Here is a 22,259-nt window from a genome sequence, read left to right on the forward strand (position 1 = left end):
CGGCGACCAAGAAAGCGACGGGTACCAAACCGTTTCCACCAGCTCGGGCGGGGCTCACAAGCACTCCGTTATTATCGCCGCGTCCGGTGAGAGCGAGGCGCGCCCGTACAACACCGCCTATCTGCCGTGCATCAAATACTGAGACAGGACCGCACTATGCAAGAGCAAGAAACCACCAATTCCATCGACGACCTGACGCCCTGGTGGCAGTTGCCGGGCGTCATGGCCCCGCAGATCTGCAACCTGGCACCAAGCACGGGTGAATTCCTGTCGAGCAGTTTGGCTGACCCCAGCCCCTTAGAGCCGGGTGAATGGCTGTTCCCAGCGCATAGCTGCCAACTAGAGCCGCCGGAAGTAGTGGAAGGCTTCGTAGCGGTCGCGGTCGAGGATGGCAAGGCCTGGCAGCTTGTGGCCGACCATCGCGGCGCTTTGGTGTACAGCACCAAAACTGGCGAGCCGCAGCAGTGGCAAGAACTGGGCGATCTGCCGGACGGCTACACCGCCCAGGCGCCAGAAACGGCGTTCGACACCTGGCAGGAAGACAAGTGGGTGCCGGACGAGGCGGCCATTGCTGAGGCGGCGCGCCGCACGGCTTACCGCAAGCAGCTGCTGGCCAACCAGTACGCCACCGGGCGCATCAACACCCTGCAGGATGCCGTAGATCTGGACATGGTCAGCGAAGCCGAAGCCGATGCGCTCAAGGCGTGGAAGATCTACCGCGTAAAGCTGGCGCGCTTGGACATCACTACCAACGCCCCGGCCGACGACGACTGGCCGAGCAGTCCCAACGACGAAGCGCTGGCCACCTGGCTGGCTTCGCAAGCCGAATAGACGCCCCGCACTGACGGGGCGTTTTCATTTCCGCAGTACCACAAGCCCCGCGCGCGGGGCTTTTTCCATATCTGGAGATTGATTTTATGAGTGGTTTCTTTCACGGCGTTACCGTAACGAGCGTCGACGCCGGCGCGCGCAGCATTGCCCTGCCGTCGTCCTCGATCATTGGCCTGGTCGACACCTTCACGCCGGACGCCGGTGCCACCGCCAAAGCCAACGACCTGGTGCTGATCACCACCGAGCGCGAAGCCATTGCCGCCTTCGGCGCCGACGCGGCGATCACCAAGGCCTGCCAGGCGATCTTTACCCGAGCCAAGGCGGCAATCGTTGCCTGTGGCGTGGCCAAGCTGACCGATCCGGCCGAACAGACCTCGGCCATCATTGGCGGCGTGCTGGCCAATGGCACGCGTACCGGCCTGCAGGCGCTGCGCGACGGTAAAAGCCGGTTCAACGCACAGCCCCGTTTGCTGATCGCGCCCAAGCACACCGCCACCCAGGCAGTCGGCACGGCGCTGGTGGCGCTGGCGGACAAGCTGCGCGGTATCGCCATTATCGACGGTCCACGCACGACTGACGAAGCGGCCATCGCCTATGCCGCCGGATTTGGCGCCAAACGCGCGTTCATGGTCGACCCCGGCGTGCAGTATTGGGACACCGCCAAAAGCGCCACCGTCGACGCGCCAGCGTCTGCTTGGGTCGCCGGCCTGTTCGCCTGGACCGACAGCGAGTATGGCTTCTGGGCCTCGCCGTCGAACAAAGAGTTCGTCGGAGTTACCGGCACCACCCGCCCTATCGAGTTCCTCGACGGCGACGAGACGTGCCGGGCCAACCTGCTCAACAACGCAAAGATCGCCACGATCATCCGCGAAGACGGTTTCCGCCTGTGGGGCAACCGCACCCTGTCGAGCGATGCGAAATGGGCCTTCGTCACTCGCGTGCGCACCATGGATATCGTCATGGACGCGATCCTGTACGGCCACAAGTGGGCGGTCGACCGCTCGATCACGGCCACTTACGTCAAGGACGTGACCGAAGGCCTGCAGAACTTCATGCGCGACCTCAAGGCCCAGGGCGCAATCATCAACTTCGAAGTGTACGCAGACACCGAGTTGAACACGGCCAGCCAGCTGGGCCAGGGCAAGGTGTACTGGAACATCCGCTTTACCGACGTGCCTCCGGCCGAAAACCCCAATTTCCGCGTTGAAGTCACCAACCAGTGGCTGACCGAAGTCCTCGACACCGCCGCTTAAGGAGCGCACGACATGGCAATGATTCCCGAAACCCTGGCCAACCTGAACCTGTTCGTGGACGGCGTCAGCTTCCAGGGCGACGTACCCAGCCTGACCCTGCCCAAGCTCACGCTCAAGATGGAAGAGCACCGGCCAGGCGGCATGGATATGCCCGTCGAGCTGGACATGGGTATGGAGAAGCAGGAAGCGAACTTCACCACCACCGGCGTGCGCCGTGAGTCCTTGAAGTTCTTTGGCCTGGCCGATGGAACCGCGTTCAACGGCACGTTCCGTGGCGCCTTCAAGGGCCTGAAAGGCGCGATCAAGCCTGTCGCCGTCACCCTGCGCGGCTCGCTCAAAGAGGTCGACATGGGCGACTGGAAGCCCGGCGACAAGGCCGAGATCAAGCATGCCGTGGCGTTGACCTACTACAAGCTCGAAGTCGATGGCCGCACGGTGTACGAGATCGATGCCCTGGGCATGCGCCGCGTGATCGACGGCGTCGACCAGCTGGCCGCGCAACGCCAGGCCCTGGGGCTGTAACCCCCCCTCTCTTATTCAAGGAACCGAACCATGACCAAGCCACTGCCCAAGTACCTGCAACTGGACGCGACCGGCGTCACCGTCACGCTCACCAGACCGACCGATTTGAACGGCGTCGGGACCGATAAAATTCGCCTCCGTGTACCGACTGTGCGGGATATGCGCATCGCATCCAGCACTGCCGGCGGCGATGAAGAGCAGGGCGAAATGAATCTATTCGCCAACCTAGCCGAAGTCAGCACCAAGGATCTGGAGGGCATGGACCTCAAGGACTACACCCGTCTGCAGACTGGATACTTTCGCCTGGTGCGCGAAGACGAAGTTTGACGCAAAGGTGCAAAAGGGGCTGGCCAAGCGGCTGGCCACCGAACTGGGTTTTTCGTCTGCCGAAATCATGACCATGCCCTGGGAGGATATGGTCTGGTGGCTCACGGATTGAGCCGCTAAGGGGGTAACCGATGGCAAGCAAACTGGCGTTATCGCTGGTGATTGGCGGCGCTGTTGCGTCGTCGGTCGGGGCTGCGTTCCGCACGGTCGAAAGCGGCATCGACAAGCTCAAGAAAAAGGGCGACAAGGCCAAGGTACTGCAGAGCACCATTGGCGAAACCATAACGCTGCAGAGAGAGTGGAGGAAGGCGCACGAAACGGGCGCCGCCGGTGCCGACAAGCTGCTGCGCAAGCTCAATGGCAACCTCGATGCCCTGCGTCGGCAAGGCGTCGAGGTCGGCCGCCTGGGCAAGGAATACCAACGCCTGGGCCGGGATGCCAAGGCCGCCGACCTGCAGGTCAAAGGGCACGAACGTATCGCCGCCGGCCGGGCCTCGCTCAAGTCCACGGCCGGCACTGCTGCAGTGGGTATTGGCCTGACCGCCGTGCCCACCAAGATCAGCGCGGATTATCAAGCGATCATCCGTGACATTGCGATCAAGGCCGATGCCGCCAACCAGCCCGAAGAGGTGCAGCTAAGCCGTTCGGTCATTCAAACGTCGAACGAAACCGGCATGGCGCGCAACGACGTGGCCGACCTGATCAACCAGCTAGTCGGCGCCGGCATGGAGCTGGACAAGGCCATGGCCTACTCCAAGACGGCGGCAAAGTTCGCGGTCGGGCAGGGGTCGTCAGGCGTCGACACGGCCAGCATGATCATGGCACTGCAGCAGAACGCCAAGATCACCGATCCGAAGGTCATGCACCAGGCCCTTGAGGCCATCGCCTATCAAGGCCAGGCGGGGAGCTTCGAGGCCAGCGACATGGCCAAGTGGTTCCCGCAGCTGCTGGCGGGCATGGAAAAGAACGGCATCACCGGTCTGGATGCCGTGTCCTCGCTGGGCTCGATGCTGCAAGTGCAGATGAAGACTGCCGGCAGCTCGGACGAGGCGGCCAACAACTTCAAAAACTGGATGGAGAAGATCGGCGCAAGCGACGTGGTCAAAGCCTACAAGGATGTTGGCATCGACTATCAGGCTTCGCTCAATACCGGCCTGCAAAAGGGCATGAACGTCATTGAAGCGTCCATGGGCCTGGCCATGCAGTACGTGCAGGCCACGGACCCTGCCAAGGCGCAAAAGATCAAGGATGCCCAATCCAAGATCGACAAACAGGCCGACCCGGAGAAAGCCAGAGCAGCGCTGGAGGCGCTGGAAAAGACCCTGCGCACCGGCGATCTGTTTGCCGACATGCAGGTCAAGGCGGCGCTGACTGCCTACGGTCAGAACCGGGGGCTCTACAACGAGCTGAAAGCCGACGCCATGAAGTCGTCCGGCATCCTCGACAAGAACCTGGCCGAGCGGCGCGGCACGTCGGCGCAGATGTGGGCCGAAACCGCGCAAGCGGCCGACGATGCGATGCGCAGCATTGGCGATGCCATTCGCCCTGCCACCGATATGGCGGCGAAGGGGCTGACGGCAGTGGCCCAAGGCATCACCAAAATGTCGGACGACCTTCCGGCGGTGGTGATGGGCATTACCGGCGTCGTGTCTGCCGTTCTGGCGTTCAAGTCGGTTGCGAGCGCATTCAAAATCGGGCGCGGCTTACTCGATATTGCCCGTGGGAAACTGCTCGACCGTGGCGGTGATGCCAAGGATGTACAAAAGGTCTTTGTCACCAACCCGAGCGATGGCGACGGGGGTGGCGAAGAGCCCAAAACACGCCGGGAGAAACTGCTGGGGCTGGTGGAAACCGGCCTCAAGTCGTTCAAGGGCGAGGAAAAGCCGGACGCCGATGGCGAGGAATCGGAGGCGGCTGCCCCGGCCAAGCGACCTTTTAGCCTTATCGACACGGGGCTTAAGGTACTCGATGCCGTTCGCGAAGCTGGGGGCGACGATGGCAACGATGATGGCGGAGGGGATCGAGAAGACAGCGGGCCGCAGAAAGTATTTGTGGTCAATGCCTCCGATTTCGCTGGGCGAGGCGGCGCCGATGAAGGCAGCCGAAACGGGCGCAGGCGCAATCCTCGCGGCCGTCGTGCCGCGCGGCGCCGAAACGCATCCGGCGCTAATCCGCCGTCGCCTGGCCCGCGTCCCTCCCCAGGCCCGCGCCCACCATCGCCTGGGCCGCGCCCGTCCCCAGGTCCGCGCCCACCATCACCCGGACCGCGTCCCGCGCCGCCTACCCCGCCCGTGCCAAGGGGGCTGGGGCGGATAGGTTCGGCCATGAACTTGATGGGCGGCATTGCAGCTGTCGGCAAGCGTTTGCCCGGCGGCAACATCATGGATGCGGGCGCATCCATGCTCGATACGGCAATGAGCGATGGCACGCGGGAAGAAAAGGCCGAGGGGTATGGCCAAGCGGCCGGCGGGCTGGCGGGAAGTCTCGCCGGCGCTGCAGCAGGCGCGGCTATTGGCTCGGTAGTTCCTGTGATCGGCACTGCAATAGGCGGTGCCATTGGCATGGCCTTGGGCAGCCTGGGTGGTGAGTCCCTCGGGGGCTGGCTGGGTCGCTCGTTGTTTGGTGATGACGAAGACGAAGAGAAGCCCCAGCAGGACAAAAAGGAGGACGGCGATAAGCAAGACGAAGCCGCTCCGCAGTCGGCAGTACCGGCCCCTGTGGCGGCGATGCCGGCGCCAGTGCTCAAGTTGTCCAAGGATGTGCCATCCACTGTTCAACCGTCAGTCGTGGTGCCGCCTGCTCAGCCTGTGACCGTGACGCAGAGCCCGGTAGCAACTTTGCCGGAGCCTATCGCCAGGGCGCCGGCGCCGGTCACCCTCGGCCTGGCCCCGCCGCAAGCGCCGGTAGCGGTGCAACCCCCTGCTGTTACGGTAACAGCACCGGATCAGCAGCAGCCGGCACCGGTCGTGAAAGTCGAAAGGAACTCACCGCCGGCGCCGGTCAAATTCAGTCGGCAACCACCTGTGGCAACGCCTCTGCTGGCCAGTCCGAGACCGGAGCCGGCCGTGCCAGCACCTGTGCCGGGCAAGCCTAAGCAGGAGCCAGCAGCGGCAGTGCCGGCGCAGGGTAGGTCCGAACAGAAGCCAGTCGCGCCGGCCCCTGTCCCTGAGCCTGGCCAGGTGTTCCGGCCACCGGTGGCCGTAGCGCCGGCGCCAGTGGTTGTGCAGGTGCCTAAGCCTGAAAGTCGGGAGCGCCCTGCAGTGGCGCCGGGAATGCGTCGGGATGCTGCAGAGCAGGCCAGCGCTATGGGCGACGTAGTGCGTTCGCTGGTTGAAGTCCCTGCGCCGGTTGCTGCAGCACCGGCGGCGCCCAAGCCGGCCGAGCGCAACAAGTCCGAGCCTCCCAAGGTTGAACAGTCGTTTTCCATTGCCCTGAGCATGCCGGTCACGATTGAAGGGGATGTGAAAGACCCCTATCAGACCGTGGCCGCGATGGAAACGCCGCTGCGCGGCCTGTTCGAGCGTCTGCAGCGTGAGTTCGCAGGTAACCGGTTCAGCGCCCAGCTCTACGACGAAGCGCATACTTAAGGAGGTGCCATGCCTTACATGGAATTGATGAAGTCGACGCTGTCGTCGTTGGTGGCGGCCGGTGAGGCCGGCCGTACCACGGTCGACGGCATGCTGGGACCGCTTAACGGCGCCGTCAGCGACATGACCGGCGCCGCATCGGAGCTGGAAGGCCTGCCCATCATCGGGCCGGCCGTAGGGGCCAAGCTGCAGCGCAACATGCGGGCAATCAACGCGGCGCAATCGACCGTAGGCATGGTGGCGTCCAAATACAGCCAGGTCACTAGTGCGGCCACCCAGGTGCGCGAGCGCTTGGGCACGCTGGGGGAGCAGGCCAGTAAGGCGGGGTCGGCCATCAACCGGGTGGCCGGCAAGGTCAGTCCGTCGCTGGCCAGCGTTGTGCCAAGTAGCGCCTTTGCGCCAAATGTCACGCCTGCAGCCGCCGCTTCAACACCGTTCCCCCACTTGCTGACCCTGCAGCCGCTCAAGGCAGGGTCACAGCCCTTTTACTTCAACCTCGACACAGCAGCGTTTGACGAGCTGCAGCGGCGCACAGCATACCGCTGGGCTGCCCAAGAACGTCTGACGCGCGATATTGCCCAGCAGGCCGTGGGGCAGGGCGAGGACACGCTGACGATCAAGGGGGCCGTCTTCCCGTTGTTCCGAGGCGGTATCAGCCAGCTGGACGCGCTACGCGCCATTGGCCGCCTGCTGCTGCCCGTAAGCCTGACCACCGGCTACGGCGCAGTGCTGGGCAACTGGTGTCTGCGCAAGGTCGACGAGGATCAATCGTCGTTGCTCGCCGGCGGCATCCCACGAAAACAAGGCTTTACCCTGGAGTTCACGAAGTATGGCGACGACCTGCAGAACGTCTGACGGCGACGTGCTCGACACGCTGTGCCAGTCCTACTACGGCCACTTAATGGGCGCCGTTGAGCTGGTGATGGAGGCCAATCAAGGTCTGGCCGAAGAGCCGCAGCCGTTCCGTGCCGGCGTGCTGATATACCTACCCGATCTGCCAGCCGCTGAGGCTGAGGCCGAACACGTCACCCTTTGGGACTGACACCGCGTTACGCATAACAGACCTCGCCCCGTGCGGGGTTTTCCCTTTCTGGAGTCACCATGAAACCCACCTTTCGTATCGTCGCCGATGGCCGGGATATCACCCTGTTGATCAACGACCGCCTGCTGTTGCTGCGCACCCTGGACAAGCCCGGCATGGACTCGGACGAATTCGAACTGCGCATCGATGATCGCGACCAAGCCGTCACGCTTCCCGCGCGCGGCGCCTTGATCGAGGCCTTTTTGGGCTACGAGGGCAAGCCGCTGGCGCGCCTGGGCAGTTACCGGGTGGATGAAATCGAGGTGACTGGCCCGCCGGCGACGCTCACGTTACGCGGGAAGGCCAGCGACATGCGCGGCAGCGGCAAGACCATCCGTAGCGGCAGCTGGGAAGGCGTGCCGCTTGCGCAAATCGTCAGCGATCTGGCCGCGCGCAATGGCTGGAAACCTGGCTGCACCGTGCAGACCAAGGTGGCCCGCGTCGACCAGCGCAACGAGTCCGACTTTAACTTCATCACTCGGCTGGCCAAGCAGTATGACTGCACGGCCAAGGTGGGCGACGGGCAATTGCTGGTCATGCCACGCCAGGGTGGCAGCACGCCCGCCGGCAAGACCTTCGGCGCGATCACCCTGCAGCCCGGTGACATGAACCGCTACAGCTTCCGCCTGGGCGACCGCACGACGCAAAAGGCGGTGAAGGCGCAGCACCAAGACAAGAAGACCGGCGCGCTGAGGGTCGTGGAGCTGGACAACGACGAGGCGCCCGAAGGCCTGCCCGCTGTGCATACCGACCGCCATATCTACCCGGACAAGGGCGCTGCCGAGCAGGCGGCAAAAGCGCGCTTGGCGGCATTCAACCGCAGCACCGCTGGCGTGCGGCTGGAAATGCTCGGGCGCACCGACCTTTTTGCCGAACGCTCGATCAACGCCCAGGGCTTCAAAAACGGGCTCGATGGCGAGTACCTGGTGGACAGCGTGGAACAAGTCTTCATGCCCTCGGGCTGGTCGACGACGGTTGAGTGCAACGGCGGCAAAAAGGGCAAGGCCAAGGCCAAAGGCAAGAAGAAAAAGCAGACCAAACCGCTACGCACCGTCGACGTATCGGCCGCGTAGCCCCACCCATAGCAGGAGAAAGACCATGCCTATTACCGAAAAGCAGTTGCTTGAAATCCTCCCGAACGCCGGCCGCAAAGCCGGCGTTTTCGTTCCTGGCCTCAATGCCACCTTGGGCAAGTACGCCATCGTCACGCGGCGGCGAATGGCCGCATTCCTGGCCCAGGTCGGGCATGAGTCGGGGCAGCTGCAGTACGTGCGCGAACTGGGCAACGACAAGTACCTGGGCAAGTACGATACCGGGCGCTTGGCCGAGCGCCTCGGCAACTCGCCCGAGGCGGATGGCGACGGCCAGCTGTACCGCGGCCGTGGCCTGATTCAGGTCACGGGCCGAGCCAACTATCGCGACTGCAGCGAGGCGCTGTTTGGTGACAGCCGTTTGCTCAACACGCCGGAGCTGCTCGAGCAGCCGGTGTATGCCTCGCTGTCGGCCGGATGGTTCTGGCAGCGCGCGGGGCTCAACAGCCTGGCCGACAAGGTGACCAGTGCGAACGATGCGGTATTCGAGCGGATCACCCGCAAGATCAACGGCGGCACCAATGGCTTGGCGGATCGGCAGGCGCTCTACCGGCGTGCGCTGGAGGTGCTGCAATGATCCTGCCGGCGTGGCTGCCGTCCGTGTCGACGCTGGCCGCCGGCGTCGTGGCCGGTGTAGTCGTCGGCGGGGCATGCGCCTGGCTTTGGCAGGAGAACAGCTATACCCGCCAGTTGGCCGAGCAGTCGACGGGGTACGTCCGGCAACTGAAAGAACTGGGTGAGGGGTACGCACGTGAGCGCGCAGAAGCGGCCGCTGCAGCGCTGGACCAGCTGACCCAGCAACGTGACCAGCGCCGCGCGCTGGAAGAGCGCCTCGACCTGCAGGCGAGGACCCATTCCAAGGAGTTGAACGATGCTCAGAAAAGCCAAGCTCGCTTGCGTGATCAGCTGGCCACTAGCGATTTGCGGCTGTCAGTCCTTGTCGACCGAACCACCGTTGCCGGCGCGAGTTGTAACGGTAGGCTGCGAGAATCCCCCGGCGCCGCAGGCGTGGTTCATGGAGCCATTCGAGCCGACCTTGACCCAGCGCATGCTCAACGAATTGTCAGGATCACTGACGAAGGTGACCGAGGACTGATCGCCCTCAAGGCCTGCCAAGTCTATGTAAACGAAATCACTAAATAATAAAGAGTCAGACGAAGAGCGCAAGCTTCGATATGTCGGGGTTCGGGCGCTTTTCATATCTCCACAGCAGCAAAATCGTGGTGTGCAAAAGCAAAACCGCAAGGCAGCCGGCCGAGTTCATCAGTGTGCCAGGTGCACACGTCGAGATACTGAGTTACGGTAAAGCTATTTTCCATCTTTCCAGACGCCGGCCGCTTGGCTACACTCGGTTTTTTTCTTGGTTGATGATGATGACCACTACAGCCTCCGATACTGACAATGTTGAGCAGCCTACCCAGCTTCAGCATGTCTTTAAAAAAAGCGGTGTTCCTACCTATACGTTTGTCGAGCCGAGTGAGTTCAATAGAGTGGTTGTGGCACTACGGACGCCTGGTCGAGGCATGATTGTAGAGGGGCCTTCTGGTATTGGAAAAACCTCTTCAATTCTTCGCGCGATTGACCGAGTGTCAGGGATGTCCTGTAGGTTTCTATCTGGACGCAAAGCGGCTGATATTAAAGAGATTGAGGCTATTCCAGATAAAGATGGCCTTGGACTTATTATAATCGATGACTTTCACCGGCTTGATGAGAAGGTTCGTCAAAAGCTTGGAGATAAAATCAAGCTTTTATCTGATGAAGAAGATGAGTCAACGAAACTTGTTTTAATTGGTATTAATCGGGCTGGACAGTCCCTAATCGATTATGCACCTGATCTTTTGCATCGTGTTGAGATGATTCGGTTTGGTCGTACTAATATCGAAAGAATTCAAGAGCTAATTCAGAGGGGTGAGGTTGCTTTAAACTGTTCGATCTCTGCATCAGAGGCTATCGCTGAAGAAGCAGAGGGCAGCTTTGCTATGGCGCAAGTACTTTGCCATGAGGCGTGCTTGCAGGCTGATGTCCTTGAAAAAGGAACAGATGTTAAGAAAGTAGAAGCGAGCTTACCAGCAGTAAGAGAGGCTGTAATTCGTGATCTGGCTCCGGCGTTTTATCCTGTTGCTAGAGATTTTGCAACAGGGAACAAACTCCGGCGTGAAGGGCGCGCTCCCTACTTGCACCTATTAAAATGGCTATCCGCTACCTCTGAAGGTGATTTGGATACGCGAGAAGCTATCAGGGCAAACCCTACATTAAAGGCCAGTGTTTCTCAGGTTATTGAAAAAGAACATTTATCAACTCTTTTGCATTCTAATGCCCGTGTTTCAGCGATTATTCACTTTGATAGTGTAAGTCAACTTTTGACGGTCGAGGATCCCAAGTTTCTCTACTTTATACGCCATCTGGTGTGGTCAAAATTTGCGCGGCAAGTTGGTTACGATAGTATAGACTTTAAAGGTAAATACGACTTTGCGCTTTCGTTTGCGGGCGAAGATCGCAACCTAGCTCGTAGTATTTATGAGAGCCTACAGCAACGTGAATTGACAGTGTTTTACGATGAAAATGAATCCCATAGGATATTGGGTAATGATGTTGAAGAGTACTTGGCGCCTATTTATAGAAGCGAGGCCGACTATGTGTTGCCTCTGCTTAGTGGTAGCTATCCTCGCAAGATTTGGACGAAATTCGAATCTCAGCACTTCAAAAATAGGTTTGGTGATAATTCTGTTATTCCGATCATGGTTGATGATTTTTGTCCGTCGTTGTTCGATATAGCTGCAAGTGTAGGCTTCGCTAGTATTAAGAATGAGCAGCTTCAAGAAGATTTGATTCGCGTCGTTGACATGCTTTGCAAGAAGATTGTTGAAGAGCGTGAGGGAAATATCGAAACTGATGAGGATGCCCAGGTTTAATTTTGGAGCGAGTTTTGAGATCTCAGAATAAATTAAGGGTTTAACCCGGCCTTATGAAACCTAATCGGGCCATCTGCCTGATTAATATTTACTAGTTTTGTGAGCCTATACCAAATTATTGCGAGTGCCGGGCGATTTCTAAATTTCTACCTTGGTTCGGCAAGACCACAGCATGGTGGCTTGTCTCCATTGGTATAGACCACACGCAATTCGATGCCAGATTGTGCCTGTGCACACGCAGCTGCTAGAATGAAAAAAGGCGCCCAAGCCCTGTGGTTCTGGAGTTTTGGCGCCTTCACCTTCTCTTCTAGTGCCACGAACGGTTGATTCGTTTATATATAAAGTAGTTTTGCCCAATGATTCCCGCACGCCTAGATTAGCGAACTACCCGAACGGGGTACTAGCTGACTAACCGGGATATGTGGGGCCGGCTTTTCTTAAATGTTAGCTCTTCATCAGATCCGTGAGAGTCTTTCCAAATTTAGCGGAAGAAAGAAGAATTTTCATCGCGTCTGCAAGTTCATTTATATTGTTACAAATGAACTCGGCGCCATCTAAGGTCAAGATGCAAGGAAAACCTTCCTTGCTTTGTCGCCATCTTGCAACTGAAACAAGGGTGTTATCCAGAGCAAGGCAAAGTTGGTCGCTGTCGAAAAATTCTGTTGGTGCGCTGGAAGTGTCGAAAGAGGCAGTCGTTCTTTTTAGGCTGGCAATAAGTGAAGTTGTCTTCTGCAATCTAATTTCTTTGTTTGTTGCTACTTTGATTTCTTTTGAAATATCAGTTAGTAACAGATCTACCGCTTTGATATTGCTTTTGGCTTCAGTAGCCTTGTCCATTCCGGCTTGAATAAATTCCAAAAAGCTCATGATTAAATCCTTGCGACATGACTGAGTATGGGATAATGATCGGAAACGTCTTTCCATTGAGTGCTGGATTCAAAGAAAGTAATGTCTGATAAAATGGTCGCATGCTCTTTGAATTCCCACTCTCTGACGAAATGAGATGAGAAGAGTATCTGGTCAAAAATGGCTCCGCCACTACCCACGACTTTTGGATGAATGAAGGTGCCAGGAGGACCTTCCGGGTGTGGCGATAGACGAGACCAGAAAGGGTTGTAAAAATACTTGCTCGACTTTTTGACGTAATTTATGTCCCTGCTAGCACCAATTCCTCTCACGATAGATATATCGAACGGCTCATCGTTATAGTCTCCGAGCAACACGATAGGACTGTCGGGGTTTTGATCCAGAATTGTCATTGCTTTAGTACGTAGGGCATCACCAAGCCGGAGCCTCTCGGTGCTCCCGTCAGTGTATGTGCCTCGACTTTGCCAATGAGATAGCCCAAAAAATATTTCTTCACCATATGTGGGTGTGAGTCCTACGAACACTCCAGCTTTCAACCATTGGTCCGTATGCGAATCTTTGATGTTGGCAGCTAAAGCGTCCGTGGATAATGAAAGTTTTTCTGAGTTGAATATTAAGCAAAAATCGTCGATAGATTTTCCTGGGGTATATAGGTCTAGTACTTGATATCTTGAATGATCGCTCTGGTCTAGTGTCATTTGTAAGTGCTGAATATTTTCGCGGTCGACCTCGCACAACCCAAGGACATCCACGTCCCGCTGAAGAAGTGCGTTGATAACACAGTAAAATTTTTCAGTGACGGGATATTTGGTTGCGCCATTTTTTGGGGGGCTTAATTTGCAATTCCACCATGCGCATTTCAGTTCCATTATGGGTCCATCGTTAGGTTTTGTTATCGAAACTAGTCATATGCTAGGGCGTAAGCAGACGGCTCCTCTCCAGATAATACCCTCTACGACGCAAAAGGCCATCTCAAACCAGCCTGTTGTAGGTGAATTGTGAAGTTTGACAGGTGTACATCACCAGTATTCCGCAGGTAGGAATGCAGCTCGTTGGTACAAAAACGGTTCTGTAGGCTTGATAGATTGTGCTGTGGGCCTCTGAACTCAAAGGCTCCAGCGAAGGCACACTCGATTCCTCTACCATGTCCTTCAGCGGTCGGGATCAGTGATCTTCAAACCGGCTTTCGGCCTCCGAACAAGCAATCTAGGACCTCTTGGAGCTGGCGGAGGCGGGTAGGAAGAAAGATATGAGTGCTACAGAGCGTCTGGAGATGCTCGGGTTGCCGGCATCTACGAGGAGCCGGAAACTTTGAAAATCTGTTCCGCAACTGCACCGCATCCCTCTGGATTCATTGACCTACGAAGAATCTAAAAACACATTCGTGCGGAAGCTGTATCGCTTTAAGTCATTGATAAATAATAATTTTATTATCGGATTGCAAATCCGTCTAATCTAGTTTTTCCCGAGGCGACCGGAGCGGCTGGATTGCACTTAGTAGCAACCTCACCAAGGGGTTTTGGCCTAGGATAAACCAGCGGTTTTCATCCAAGCTGAGAACTGGGAATCGCGCCAGGTGGTACATAAATGGTACCGGCCGGTGATGGGTGCCCTAGAAGCCTTGCCGTATAAGGCGCTCAGCCAAAGTATTCCCAATCCATCATGGGTACGAGGCTAAAGCAGATGACGGCTCAGGGCATGGAATCTCTGGCTTTGATTCTATAGTTAGAAGCACTCAATCAAAAGGCCCGAACGCTCGTCCGAAAGCAGGCTGCCCAGCCTCGAAAGGCGTCGTTAGTCTGAACCGACACCTCACCAGGAGGTGGTTGGCCAGATTGCGCAAAGCGTATTTCTCCATACACTTCCCCCAACACCCCTGCCCGTAATCCGTCCCAACAACAGAAAATCAAGTCCGAAACCGCGCCACCATCTGATTCAAATTGATCGCCAACTGAGACAACTCCCCACTGGCAATCAACGTCTGCCGCGTCCCCTCGCTGCTTTGCAGCGCCAAGTCACGAATGCTCACCAAAGCCCGATCCACCTCACGCGCAACATAAGCCTGCTCTTCGGAAGCCGTCGCAATCTGCTGATTCCGGTCGTCGATCATCTGCGCGGCCTGGGTAATCACCTGCAACGATTGCCCGGCATCGTCCGCCGTACCCTGGGTGGTACTCACCTCACGCAAGCTGTCACCCATGGCCGTCACCACAGCGGTACTGCGCGCCTGGATCGAAGCGATCATGCCCTCGATTTCGCCCGTAGAGGTTTGCGTGCGATGCGCCAACGCACGCACTTCATCGGCCACCACCGCGAAGCCGCGGCCTTGCTCGCCCGCACGCGCAGCCTCGATTGCAGCGTTCAGGGCCAACAGGTTGGTCTGTTCGGCAATGGCCCCGATCACACCCAGCACCTTGCTGATCTCCTGGGTTTGCCCGGCCAATTGCTGCACCTGCTCAGCAGTGAGGTCTACGCGGTCTTTGAGGCTGCGCATGGCCACCAGGGTTTGCGTAACCTTCTGGTTACCCATCTCAGCCGCGATGGTCGATTCTTTGGCCGCTTGCGAGGTGGAGGTAGCGTTGCGTGCTACTTCGTCGACGGCCGTGCTCATCTGGTTCACCGCTGTCGCGGCTTGTTCGATCTCGCCGTTCTGCTGGTGCAGGGTGCGGTTGGCGCTTTCGGTGATGGCGGTCATCTCGACGGCGGCGGCGCTCAATTGCGTCGAAGCGTCTGAAATTTCGCTTATGGTCGTGCGCAAGTTGCCCTGCATGGCGTTCAGCGCCGTCATCAGTCGGCTGGCCTCGTCGACACCCACCACGGCCACCGAAGCGCGCAGATCGCCGTGGGCGATGTTCTCGGCCATCGACAGCGATGCGGCCAGTGGCACTACGATGCTGCGCGTGAGCAGCACGGCAAGCACGATGGTGAGCAGCAGCGCTGCGGCCACAACGATGGCAATCACTTCGTTGCTGCGGGTATACACGTCAGTGGCCTGAGCGCCCGCTGCAGCAGCGCCTTTTTCGTTGTGTTCGCGCAGGCGGGTGAGTGCTGTCTGGTAGGCCTCGGCATGCGCCTTTTGTTCGTTGTTGGCGTACGCCACCGCTTGTTCGTGGTCAGTAGCATCGAGGGTGACGATGTGCGCCAGACCGTCCAGGAAGGTGGCCATGCGCGCGGCGGCCGTTTCGAAGGTCTGGCGCTCCTGGTCGTCCGCAATCAGATGTTGGCGGTAATAGTCGGTGCGCTCGTTGAGGGTGTCGCGGGCGCTGCCCAATTGGGCGATGGCGGTTGTGCGGTCTTCCGGCCGGGTGGCAGCCAGCAGGCGAATGCTCTCCAGTCGCGCCTTCAGCACCGCGATCTGGATATCGTCGGCGGTCCGGGTACTGGCCAGCCAGTTGTTCTCGATGTCCTGTTCGGTACCGCGCAGCTTGCCCAATTGCAGGTAGGCGAACCCGCCCAAGGTGATCACCAGCAGGGTGATCAGGCCGAAACACAGCGAGGCCCGAGGGGCGATGTTCAGTGAGCGAAGGTTCATTGGTGCGGTTCCGGCAGTAGGCTCGCCTACCGAGCCCATACCGCGTTATCGGCCGTCCGAAGGGGAGCATGAGGGGTGGCTACATCAGGGCTGGTAAGTTAAGTTGCGTGCAATGTAACGCTGCCCCTGTAGACGAAGCTCGCTTCACACGGTTTTCAAGGAATTGTTGGTGAACCCGAGAGATAGAATCAGGAAGATTTTCGGCACGACGATCTTCAACAGGCCCCTGTTTTACGCTTATCCCGCAGGCCTACGGTTTGGACTTTCCGAAGGAGAGGATGCCAGCGAGCAGCTGGCGGTAGCACTGCGTAAATCCCAAGCCATCTGCAAGAGTATCTTTGCAGACGACCACGTCATCACTGTCTGCCTACGCACTTACTCCGACGATAATCGCTTTTGTCATCGAAAAAGCCTTCTTGCGTTAAGGCGTGCAGGTATTCATATCCCCGCTCAGCGGTGGTTGTGGAGCGAGGAAAGGGATGAGGACGATGGGTGTGATGAAGCACGCCCGGATTACTGGCTGTACCTTGCCTTTGAGAGTCCTGCTACGTCGCTTGAAGCGCTCCTGACCTGTGCGTTGGCAAAAGACCTGGACGAAGAAATCCATACCTGCTGCGATTTGTATTTATTTGATTTGGAAAAAGGCGTTGTAGCCTTTCCCTACGATGATAGAGGCATGGATGTCGTAGGGCCCAATGCAGAGGCGCTACGCAATCTTTACCATATCCATCAAGAATACATGCTTGGCTACGACCTGGAAATTATGGAGAAGACATTTGGCCCGGTGGCCTTGGATGCGAGAAAAATTTAATGTTTGGCGAGGAAGCTCGGTTAGCTATCAAGCCAAACTCCGCAGTTCAGTCCGGGCTTGATGGATGTTTGGCTGACATCCCGATATTTGAGCGGCTCTCGAGGCGGGCATTACAAGATGAACCATGAACTTTGGCAGGAACCGGATGGCTGTCAGACCTTTTGCCTGGCAGGCACGCGCGGCGAGCGCGCGCGCGCGCTGATGCAGCCTAGAGCAAAGCTGATCTGGGAGGTCGAAGCTGAAAGCTATTTCGAGGCCATGACTCTCTACTATGCGCACATGCAATGGGGCGAGTACCTGAGTGATTTTCCTGAGCAAGACATGATCCCCTACAAAGAGCGGGGCTGGGATTGAATACCTGACCGCGTTCGCAGCCTTTTCCGCATCATTGGAAAGTCAGAATTTTCCTATTCCTTGTAGTCCATTTCCCAAAGATACTCCCCCAGCCATCAATCTCTTGCGGTCAATTTTCATAGGTCATAGTCTCCGATCCCGTCGCTTCCCATTAGCGACCGGTTGTGACAGGCCGAGAGAAAAAGGACCGTACGAGCCATGCGTTATGGTGGCTGTGCGTGGGGCACCTCGTGTGCGCCGGTTTTTCCTTATTTCTCCGGTCTGTCAACCCGCGTACAGCCGCCACCCTTTTGTTTGACAGCGAAAGCGTGGCGGGTCCGTTCAAGAATAAGGAGCTCGCATGCTGAAAATTGTCCCAGACCCGCCGCCCACTGCTTCGCTAGCCATCCAGCGCACTGTCCTGTTGTGCAGACCTTCCCCAGCTTCGTTCTCTCGTTATACCCCTCATGCCCACCTGAATCCCGAAGCTCGCAAACGTTTGTCAAGCGATAGGCATCGAACGCTGCTCCGCTGGTAACCGAAAACGCCACCATACATTCAGAGCGATGTCGCCTTAATGGCCGGCTTGGCGCAGGCCATCAAGGTATGGAGGAGGGGGATTCATTTGTGAGCAGTCATTCTTCGAAGTGTGCCAAAGCAAAAACCGAATCCATCGGATCAGCCACCTTCGGCGAAGGAGCCAAGGGCAATAGCAGCCACCGCCTTTTCCGAGTCGAGCCAGGCCATGACCAGGATTATTTGCTGGAACAAGCCAATGTGCTGATGAACTGTGTGTACAAACTCACACGTGAGGCGAGCCTGGAGCCGGACGAATCCTTGATCGTTGCCGCTCACTTTTTGAGTGGGATGGCGAAGGCTTTGGTCGAGGACATCGCGATGGCGCGGATGATTGCTCCGGTTCAGGGCAGTTAGCAGGTAGTCCCGACGTCAGATAGTCACAGGTGATGTCGGCTTGCGTAATGTTCACTGTTCGTCTTTGGCAACATCGAAACGAAACCGAGAAAGGCTCACGGGCAAAACGGGCAATACAGGTTATCCAGGAAGTCCTCAGTCTCGATCCCTTTATCCAACACTTGCACCACCACCGTTCCATGCCGTTTGCATTCCAGCATCTGGCCCGCGCCGCTGTGGGTGGGCGGTTGGTCGTTGAACTCGTTGTTACCGCACCAGGGGCACTTGCTGATGGGGGTGTCGGTTTGGGCGAGGATGGCGAGGGTCCAGCCGCAGCCGGGGCAGGTGAGGCGGTTGAGGGGTTGGGCGGGGATGGGGGTTGGCATGGGGGAGGGCCTGGTTGGGGGAGGTTTTGGATTTGGCCATGTCTCGGGGTTTGGGGGGAAGCGCTGGTTATTTGAGTGGCGGGTTTTTCGGCATATGGGCTGGTTTAGTGAGGTTTTGTGGTGTTGGGGGGCGTTGTTGGTTGGCGGGTGATGGGGTTTTGGTTGGGGTGGGGCTGCTTTGCAGCCCATCGCGGCTGATCGGAGCGCCGAACCGGCCGCTCCTACAGGACGGCGCTTTGGCTCCTACAGGACGGCGTTTTGTCTGAACTTCGTGGGTGAGGGTTTATCGGAGGTTGAAGGGCGTGGGCTGTAGCCCTGATGGCTAACGGAAGGAGATCTCGATGTCCAGTACTCGCCTTGACAGCAACACCCAGCTAGCAGCCATCTTCGATCAGCTCCTGGCGCTGCGCGAAAGCGTTCATGAACTGCATGTCACGGAGCAAGAGCGCGCTATCACTTTGCGCGGCCATCAGACCGTGGACAACAACGAAGCCTTGGATCTCGCATTCGCCAAGCTGCAAACCGACATCGCGGGTATCGAAGAGGGTCTGGCAACCATTGCAGAGGCTATGGGCGATATCCCCAAACTCTGAGCTATCGGCACCCGCCCGTCAGCTCCACCGCACATCCTCTGGCATTAACCACAGCCCTCATCATCCCAAGCACCAAGCACCAAGCACCAAGCACCAAGCACCAAGCACCAAGCACCAAGCAACGGACCCGAACGCTAGGCTCCAACTCCCAGGCCTCAAGCTTCCAAGCCCAAAGCCCAAAGCCCAAAGCCCAAAGCCCAAAGCCCAAAGCCCAATGGCCAAGGCCCAAACCTCAAAGCCACCCACCCCCGACAGGAGTCGACCGTGCCCACCACCGCCGCCAAGCCCTCCCTACGCCGCGCCATCACCGGCCCCATGCTCTTCCTCTTCATCCTCGGCGACGTCCTCGGCGCAGGTGTCTACGCACTCGCCGGCACCATCGCAGGCGAAGTGGGCGGGGCAATCTGGGTACCGCTGCTGATCGCACTGTTCTTCGCCATGCTCACCGCCGGCTCCTACGCCGAGTTGGTGACCAAATACCCGCACGCCGGCGCGGCGTCGGTCTTTGCGGAGAAAGCTTTCAAGTCGCCGCTACTGTCGTTCCTGGTCGGCTTCTGCATGCTCGCGGCGGCCTTCACCAGTGCGGCGGGGTTGTCGCTGGCGTTCGCCGGGGATTACCTGAGCGCCTTCATCGATGTCTCGCCGTATCTGGCCGCCACCGTCTTCCTCGTCGCCATCGCCGCGCTCAATGCCCGGGGCATCAAGGAATCCCTGGGGGCGAACCTGGTGATGACGCTCATCGAACTGTCGGGCCTGCTGTTGGTGGTGGTGGCCGCGGCCTGGTATTTCCGCACGGGCGATGCGGACCTGGGCCGTACCTTGGCGTTCAAGCCGGGCATCAACCCCATGCTCGCCGTGCTTGGCGCGGCATTGCTGGCGTTCTATTCCTTCGTGGGTTTCGAAACGTCCGCCAACCTGGCCGAGGAAATCAAGGACGTGCGTACCGTCTACCCGCGCGCCTTGTTCGCCGCGCTGCTCACGGCGGGCGTGGTGTACATGGCGGTGGGGGTGGCGGCGTCGAGCGTCTTGCCGACCGATAAGCTCGTCGCCACCTCGGCGCCGCTGCTGGAAGTGGTGCGCGAGTCGGGGCTGAACATTCCGCCCATGCTGTTCGCCTTCATCGCGTTGGTGGCGGTCGCCAACGGCGCGCTGCTGACCATGATCATGGCCAGCCGGCTCACCTATGGCATGGCCAATCTGCGACTGCTGCCGGGCGCGTTGGGCGCGGTGCTGCCGGGGCGGCGTACGCCCTGGGTGGCGATCGTCGCGACCACGCTGGTGGCGATTGCCCTGACGCTCACCGGTACCTTGGCCACCCTGGCGCAGACGGTGGTGCTGCTGTTGCTGTTCGTGTTCCTCAGCACGAACGTCGCGGTGCTGGTACTGCGCCGCGATGCCGTGGCGGAGGAGCACTTCCGCGTGCCGACCTTCGTGCCGGTGCTGGCGATTCTGTCGTGCCTGCTGCTGCTCAGCCAGCAGGGCTGGGACACCTGGCTGCGGGCGGGTGGGTTGATGGTGCTGGGGGTGTTGCTTTATCTCTGCACGCGGGGCCGGCGACACATGGCCGGCACGTCTGATTGAAAGGGCTCGACAGCGGTCGACCAGTGCCGGAGGTGTGCCTGCACTTACCAAGTGCAGCGCAGGCAAGGGCATGATCGATCCAACCCTTTGGTACCGTTGAACAGCTGGTCGAAAAAGACTGCGATTCGTTGGCCAGAATCATCGCGCACCCACACAGGCGCTTGCAGGTGGCGACCGACTTGCAGTGCACAGTTTCCAGCCAAGGAGCGGCCCTGAACTTTCAGCCTTTCAAAACCTCAGACGTGACGCATCTCCCACTCTTGATAAGGATATTTTGTGCGCCACTTCAAATTTCTCGTTGCGGCCTTGTCATTCAGCGTATTGGCAGGCTGCGGTAACGATGCGCTGGAAGGCACTTACGAACAGACCACGACCGTGATGGGCATGAAAGGCCCTACGCAGAAGGTCGAGTTCTCCGATGACTACATCATCGCCAATGGCAACAAGCTGAAGGTCGACGAGTGGGAACGCAAGGACGATGTCGTGACGGCTCGAGACAAGAACGGCATGGCGTTGCTCAACGTTCGGGTGCTGGACGGTGGCAAACGTCTGGAAGCGATCGGTGGCAGCGACATGGCGAAGAATGTGTTCGTGCGGGTCGATTGATGGGCCCGGGCAACTTGGGCTGATCCAGTGTCGGGTCCAACTTGCCGATGAACGTATGGGGGGGGTGCCGGCTCGTCTCGTCGTCGAGGGGGCTCCCACCCTGTACGTGCAGTTTCGCTCGAATCTCCGATGCCTATCGGCTTGGGTGAAGCGCCGTTACCGTTTGCGAACATGACGGTTGCATGGCCCGACAGATCCATCGGGCATGAAAGCACTTAAAGTCCCGCCACTCGCCTGTCGTCCAGGTCCACCAGCGCCTTCACTGTGTTGCTGACTGCCTGCTTCGCACCTTGCGCCACCACCTCGCCGATCACCAACACCGCCGGCGCCTTCAGCCCGAACGCCAGCGCCGCCTCCTGCATTCCGTTCAAATCGCTGAAGCACTCTCGCTGCTGCGGCAAGGAGGCATTCTCGATCATCGCCACCGGCATCGCCCCGATCATGCCCCCCGCCAGCAGCTCCCGCCGCACTTCCTCCAGTTTCGCCACGCCCATGTACACCACCAGCGTGGTGCCGCTCTGCGCCAGCGCCTGCCAGTTCAACGCGCTGTCGTCTTCGGTATGCGCCGTCACCAGGGTCACGCCACGTGCCACCCCACGCAAGGTCAGCGGAATGTCGCACTGCGTGGCCCCCGCCAGCCCGGCCGTGATGCCGTTGACCAACTCCACTTCGATACCGCGCGCCTTCAACCATTCGGCTTCTTCGCTGCCGCGCCCGAAGATGCACGGGTCGCCGCCTTTGAGGCGCACCACGCATTTGCCCTGGCGGGCATAGCGCAGCATCAGCCGGTGGATGAACGCCTGCGGCGTGGAGCGGCAGCCGCCGCGCTTGCCGACGCCGATCACTTTCGCCGAGGGGCAATGCTCCAGCACGGCGGGGTTGACCAGTTGGTCGATCATCACCACATCGGCGCCGCGCAAGGCGCGCATGGCCTTGAGGGTCAGCAGTTCGGGGTCGCCGGGGCCGGCGCCTACCAACCAGACTTTTGCGTTCATGGGGTGTACCTCATCGGGGGAGCGGGCCGTCGGGTGCGG

22 protein-coding genes and 1 pseudogene are annotated in these 22,259 nt (G+C 58.9%); 17 read left to right on the forward strand and 6 right to left on the reverse strand.

Features of this window, described 5'->3' with window-relative positions:
* Positions 1-156: 156 nt before the first annotated feature.
* From B4M43_RS01870 to B4M43_RS01920, 11 genes are all read left to right on the forward strand, one after another.
* Positions 157-831 carry a tail fiber assembly protein gene (locus tag B4M43_RS01870; RefSeq protein WP_296263624.1) on the forward strand — a complete coding sequence of 225 codons (675 nt, stop codon included), beginning with the start codon at positions 157-159 and terminating at the stop codon, positions 829-831.
* A gap of 86 nt (positions 832-917) precedes the next feature.
* On the forward strand, positions 918-2,084 hold the full coding sequence (locus tag B4M43_RS01875; RefSeq protein WP_296263626.1) for a phage tail sheath family protein: 1,167 nt from the start codon (positions 918-920) through the stop codon (positions 2,082-2,084).
* A 12-nt stretch (positions 2,085-2,096) separates the two neighbouring features.
* On the forward strand, positions 2,097-2,606 hold the full coding sequence (locus tag B4M43_RS01880; RefSeq protein ID WP_296263628.1) for a phage major tail tube protein: 510 nt from the start codon (positions 2,097-2,099) through the stop codon (positions 2,604-2,606).
* 30 nt (positions 2,607-2,636) lie between these two features.
* Positions 2,637-2,933 carry a phage tail assembly protein gene (locus B4M43_RS01885; protein WP_296263630.1) on the forward strand — a complete coding sequence of 99 codons (297 nt, stop codon included), beginning with the start codon at positions 2,637-2,639 and terminating at the stop codon, positions 2,931-2,933.
* A 131-nt stretch (positions 2,934-3,064) separates the two neighbouring features.
* Positions 3,065-6,520 carry a phage tail tape measure protein gene (locus tag B4M43_RS01890; RefSeq protein WP_296263632.1) on the forward strand — a complete coding sequence of 1,152 codons (3,456 nt, stop codon included), beginning with the start codon at positions 3,065-3,067 and terminating at the stop codon, positions 6,518-6,520.
* Positions 6,521-6,529: 9 nt separating this feature from the next.
* Positions 6,530-7,375 (forward strand): phage tail protein, encoded by an 846-nt coding sequence (locus B4M43_RS01895; protein WP_296263634.1) that lies wholly within the window; start codon positions 6,530-6,532, stop codon positions 7,373-7,375.
* Positions 7,350-7,562: a tail protein X gene (locus B4M43_RS01900; RefSeq protein ID WP_296263637.1), complete on the forward strand. Its 213-nt coding sequence runs from the start codon at positions 7,350-7,352 to the stop codon at positions 7,560-7,562. The genes B4M43_RS01895 and B4M43_RS01900 overlap by 26 nt, the downstream gene beginning before the upstream one ends.
* Positions 7,563-7,621: 59 nt before the next feature.
* Complete coding sequence (locus B4M43_RS01905) at positions 7,622-8,674, forward strand: phage late control D family protein (protein WP_296263639.1); 1,053 nt, start codon at positions 7,622-7,624, stop codon at positions 8,672-8,674.
* A gap of 25 nt (positions 8,675-8,699) precedes the next feature.
* Positions 8,700-9,269 (forward strand): glycoside hydrolase family 19 protein, encoded by a 570-nt coding sequence (locus B4M43_RS01910; protein WP_296263640.1) that lies wholly within the window; start codon positions 8,700-8,702, stop codon positions 9,267-9,269.
* Positions 9,266-9,835 carry a lysis system i-spanin subunit Rz gene (locus tag B4M43_RS01915; protein WP_296263641.1) on the forward strand — a complete coding sequence of 190 codons (570 nt, stop codon included), beginning with the start codon at positions 9,266-9,268 and terminating at the stop codon, positions 9,833-9,835. Before B4M43_RS01910 ends, B4M43_RS01915 begins: the two co-directional genes overlap by 4 nt.
* 230 nt (positions 9,836-10,065) lie before the next feature.
* Positions 10,066-11,604, forward strand: a complete 1,539-nt coding sequence (locus tag B4M43_RS01920) for a TIR domain-containing protein (protein WP_296263642.1) — start codon at positions 10,066-10,068, stop codon at positions 11,602-11,604.
* A gap of 444 nt (positions 11,605-12,048) precedes the next feature.
* On the opposite strand, the gene B4M43_RS01925 is transcribed toward B4M43_RS01920, so the two are convergent.
* The 4 genes and pseudogenes from B4M43_RS01925 to B4M43_RS21060 form a co-directional block, all read right to left on the reverse strand.
* Positions 12,049-12,471: a hypothetical protein gene (locus B4M43_RS01925; protein ID WP_296263644.1), complete on the reverse strand. Its 423-nt coding sequence runs from the start codon at positions 12,469-12,471 to the stop codon at positions 12,049-12,051.
* A 2-nt stretch (positions 12,472-12,473) separates the two neighbouring features.
* Complete coding sequence (locus B4M43_RS01930) at positions 12,474-13,340, reverse strand: endonuclease/exonuclease/phosphatase family protein (RefSeq protein WP_296263648.1); 867 nt, start codon at positions 13,338-13,340, stop codon at positions 12,474-12,476.
* Between the two features lie 1,037 nt (positions 13,341-14,377).
* A complete protein-coding gene (locus tag B4M43_RS21055; RefSeq protein ID WP_414707808.1) occupies positions 14,378-15,259 on the reverse strand; it encodes a methyl-accepting chemotaxis protein in 882 nt (293 codons plus the stop codon).
* Positions 15,233-16,042 (reverse strand): annotated as a pseudogene (locus B4M43_RS21060) (MCP four helix bundle domain-containing protein); the annotation flags it as partial. The gene B4M43_RS21055 and the pseudogene B4M43_RS21060, both read right to left, overlap by 27 nt.
* Positions 16,043-16,172: 130 nt before the next feature.
* Here B4M43_RS21060 and B4M43_RS01940 point away from each other — a divergent pair.
* From B4M43_RS01940 to B4M43_RS01950, 3 genes are all read left to right on the forward strand, one after another.
* A complete protein-coding gene (locus tag B4M43_RS01940) occupies positions 16,173-16,814 on the forward strand; it encodes a DUF3885 domain-containing protein (RefSeq protein ID WP_296263653.1) in 642 nt (213 codons plus the stop codon).
* A gap of 117 nt (positions 16,815-16,931) precedes the next feature.
* Positions 16,932-17,168, forward strand: coding sequence for a hypothetical protein (locus B4M43_RS01945; RefSeq protein WP_296263655.1), 237 nt, complete (start codon positions 16,932-16,934; stop codon positions 17,166-17,168).
* A 606-nt stretch (positions 17,169-17,774) separates the two neighbouring features.
* The gene (locus B4M43_RS01950) at positions 17,775-18,080 is read left to right on the forward strand and encodes a DUF3077 domain-containing protein (RefSeq protein WP_296263658.1); all 306 of its coding nucleotides are present in this window, start codon (positions 17,775-17,777) and stop codon (positions 18,078-18,080) included.
* Positions 18,081-18,175: 95 nt separating this feature from the next.
* Here the strand turns inward: B4M43_RS01950 and B4M43_RS01955 are convergent, their stop codons facing one another.
* The gene (locus B4M43_RS01955) at positions 18,176-18,445 is read right to left on the reverse strand and encodes a hypothetical protein (RefSeq protein WP_296263661.1); all 270 of its coding nucleotides are present in this window, start codon (positions 18,443-18,445) and stop codon (positions 18,176-18,178) included.
* A gap of 341 nt (positions 18,446-18,786) precedes the next feature.
* Between B4M43_RS01955 and B4M43_RS01960 the strand changes: the two genes are divergently transcribed.
* The 3 genes from B4M43_RS01960 (at position 18,787) to B4M43_RS01970 (ending at position 21,225) form a co-directional block, all read left to right on the forward strand.
* Positions 18,787-19,038: a hypothetical protein gene (locus tag B4M43_RS01960; RefSeq protein WP_296263663.1), complete on the forward strand. Its 252-nt coding sequence runs from the start codon at positions 18,787-18,789 to the stop codon at positions 19,036-19,038.
* Positions 19,039-19,353: 315 nt separating this feature from the next.
* On the forward strand, positions 19,354-20,619 hold the full coding sequence (locus tag B4M43_RS01965; RefSeq protein WP_296263925.1) for an APC family permease: 1,266 nt from the start codon (positions 19,354-19,356) through the stop codon (positions 20,617-20,619).
* A 276-nt stretch (positions 20,620-20,895) separates the two neighbouring features.
* Positions 20,896-21,225: a hypothetical protein gene (locus tag B4M43_RS01970; protein WP_296263665.1), complete on the forward strand. Its 330-nt coding sequence runs from the start codon at positions 20,896-20,898 to the stop codon at positions 21,223-21,225.
* A gap of 215 nt (positions 21,226-21,440) precedes the next feature.
* Here the strand turns inward: B4M43_RS01970 and cobA are convergent, their stop codons facing one another.
* The gene (gene cobA / locus B4M43_RS01975; RefSeq protein ID WP_296263667.1) at positions 21,441-22,220 is read right to left on the reverse strand and encodes a uroporphyrinogen-III C-methyltransferase; all 780 of its coding nucleotides are present in this window, start codon (positions 22,218-22,220) and stop codon (positions 21,441-21,443) included.
* Positions 22,221-22,259 lie beyond the last annotated feature (39 nt).

Source organism: Pseudomonas sp. UBA6562, from assembly GCF_002434265.1.
In the GTDB taxonomy this organism is placed as follows: domain Bacteria; phylum Pseudomonadota; class Gammaproteobacteria; order Pseudomonadales; family Pseudomonadaceae; genus Aquipseudomonas.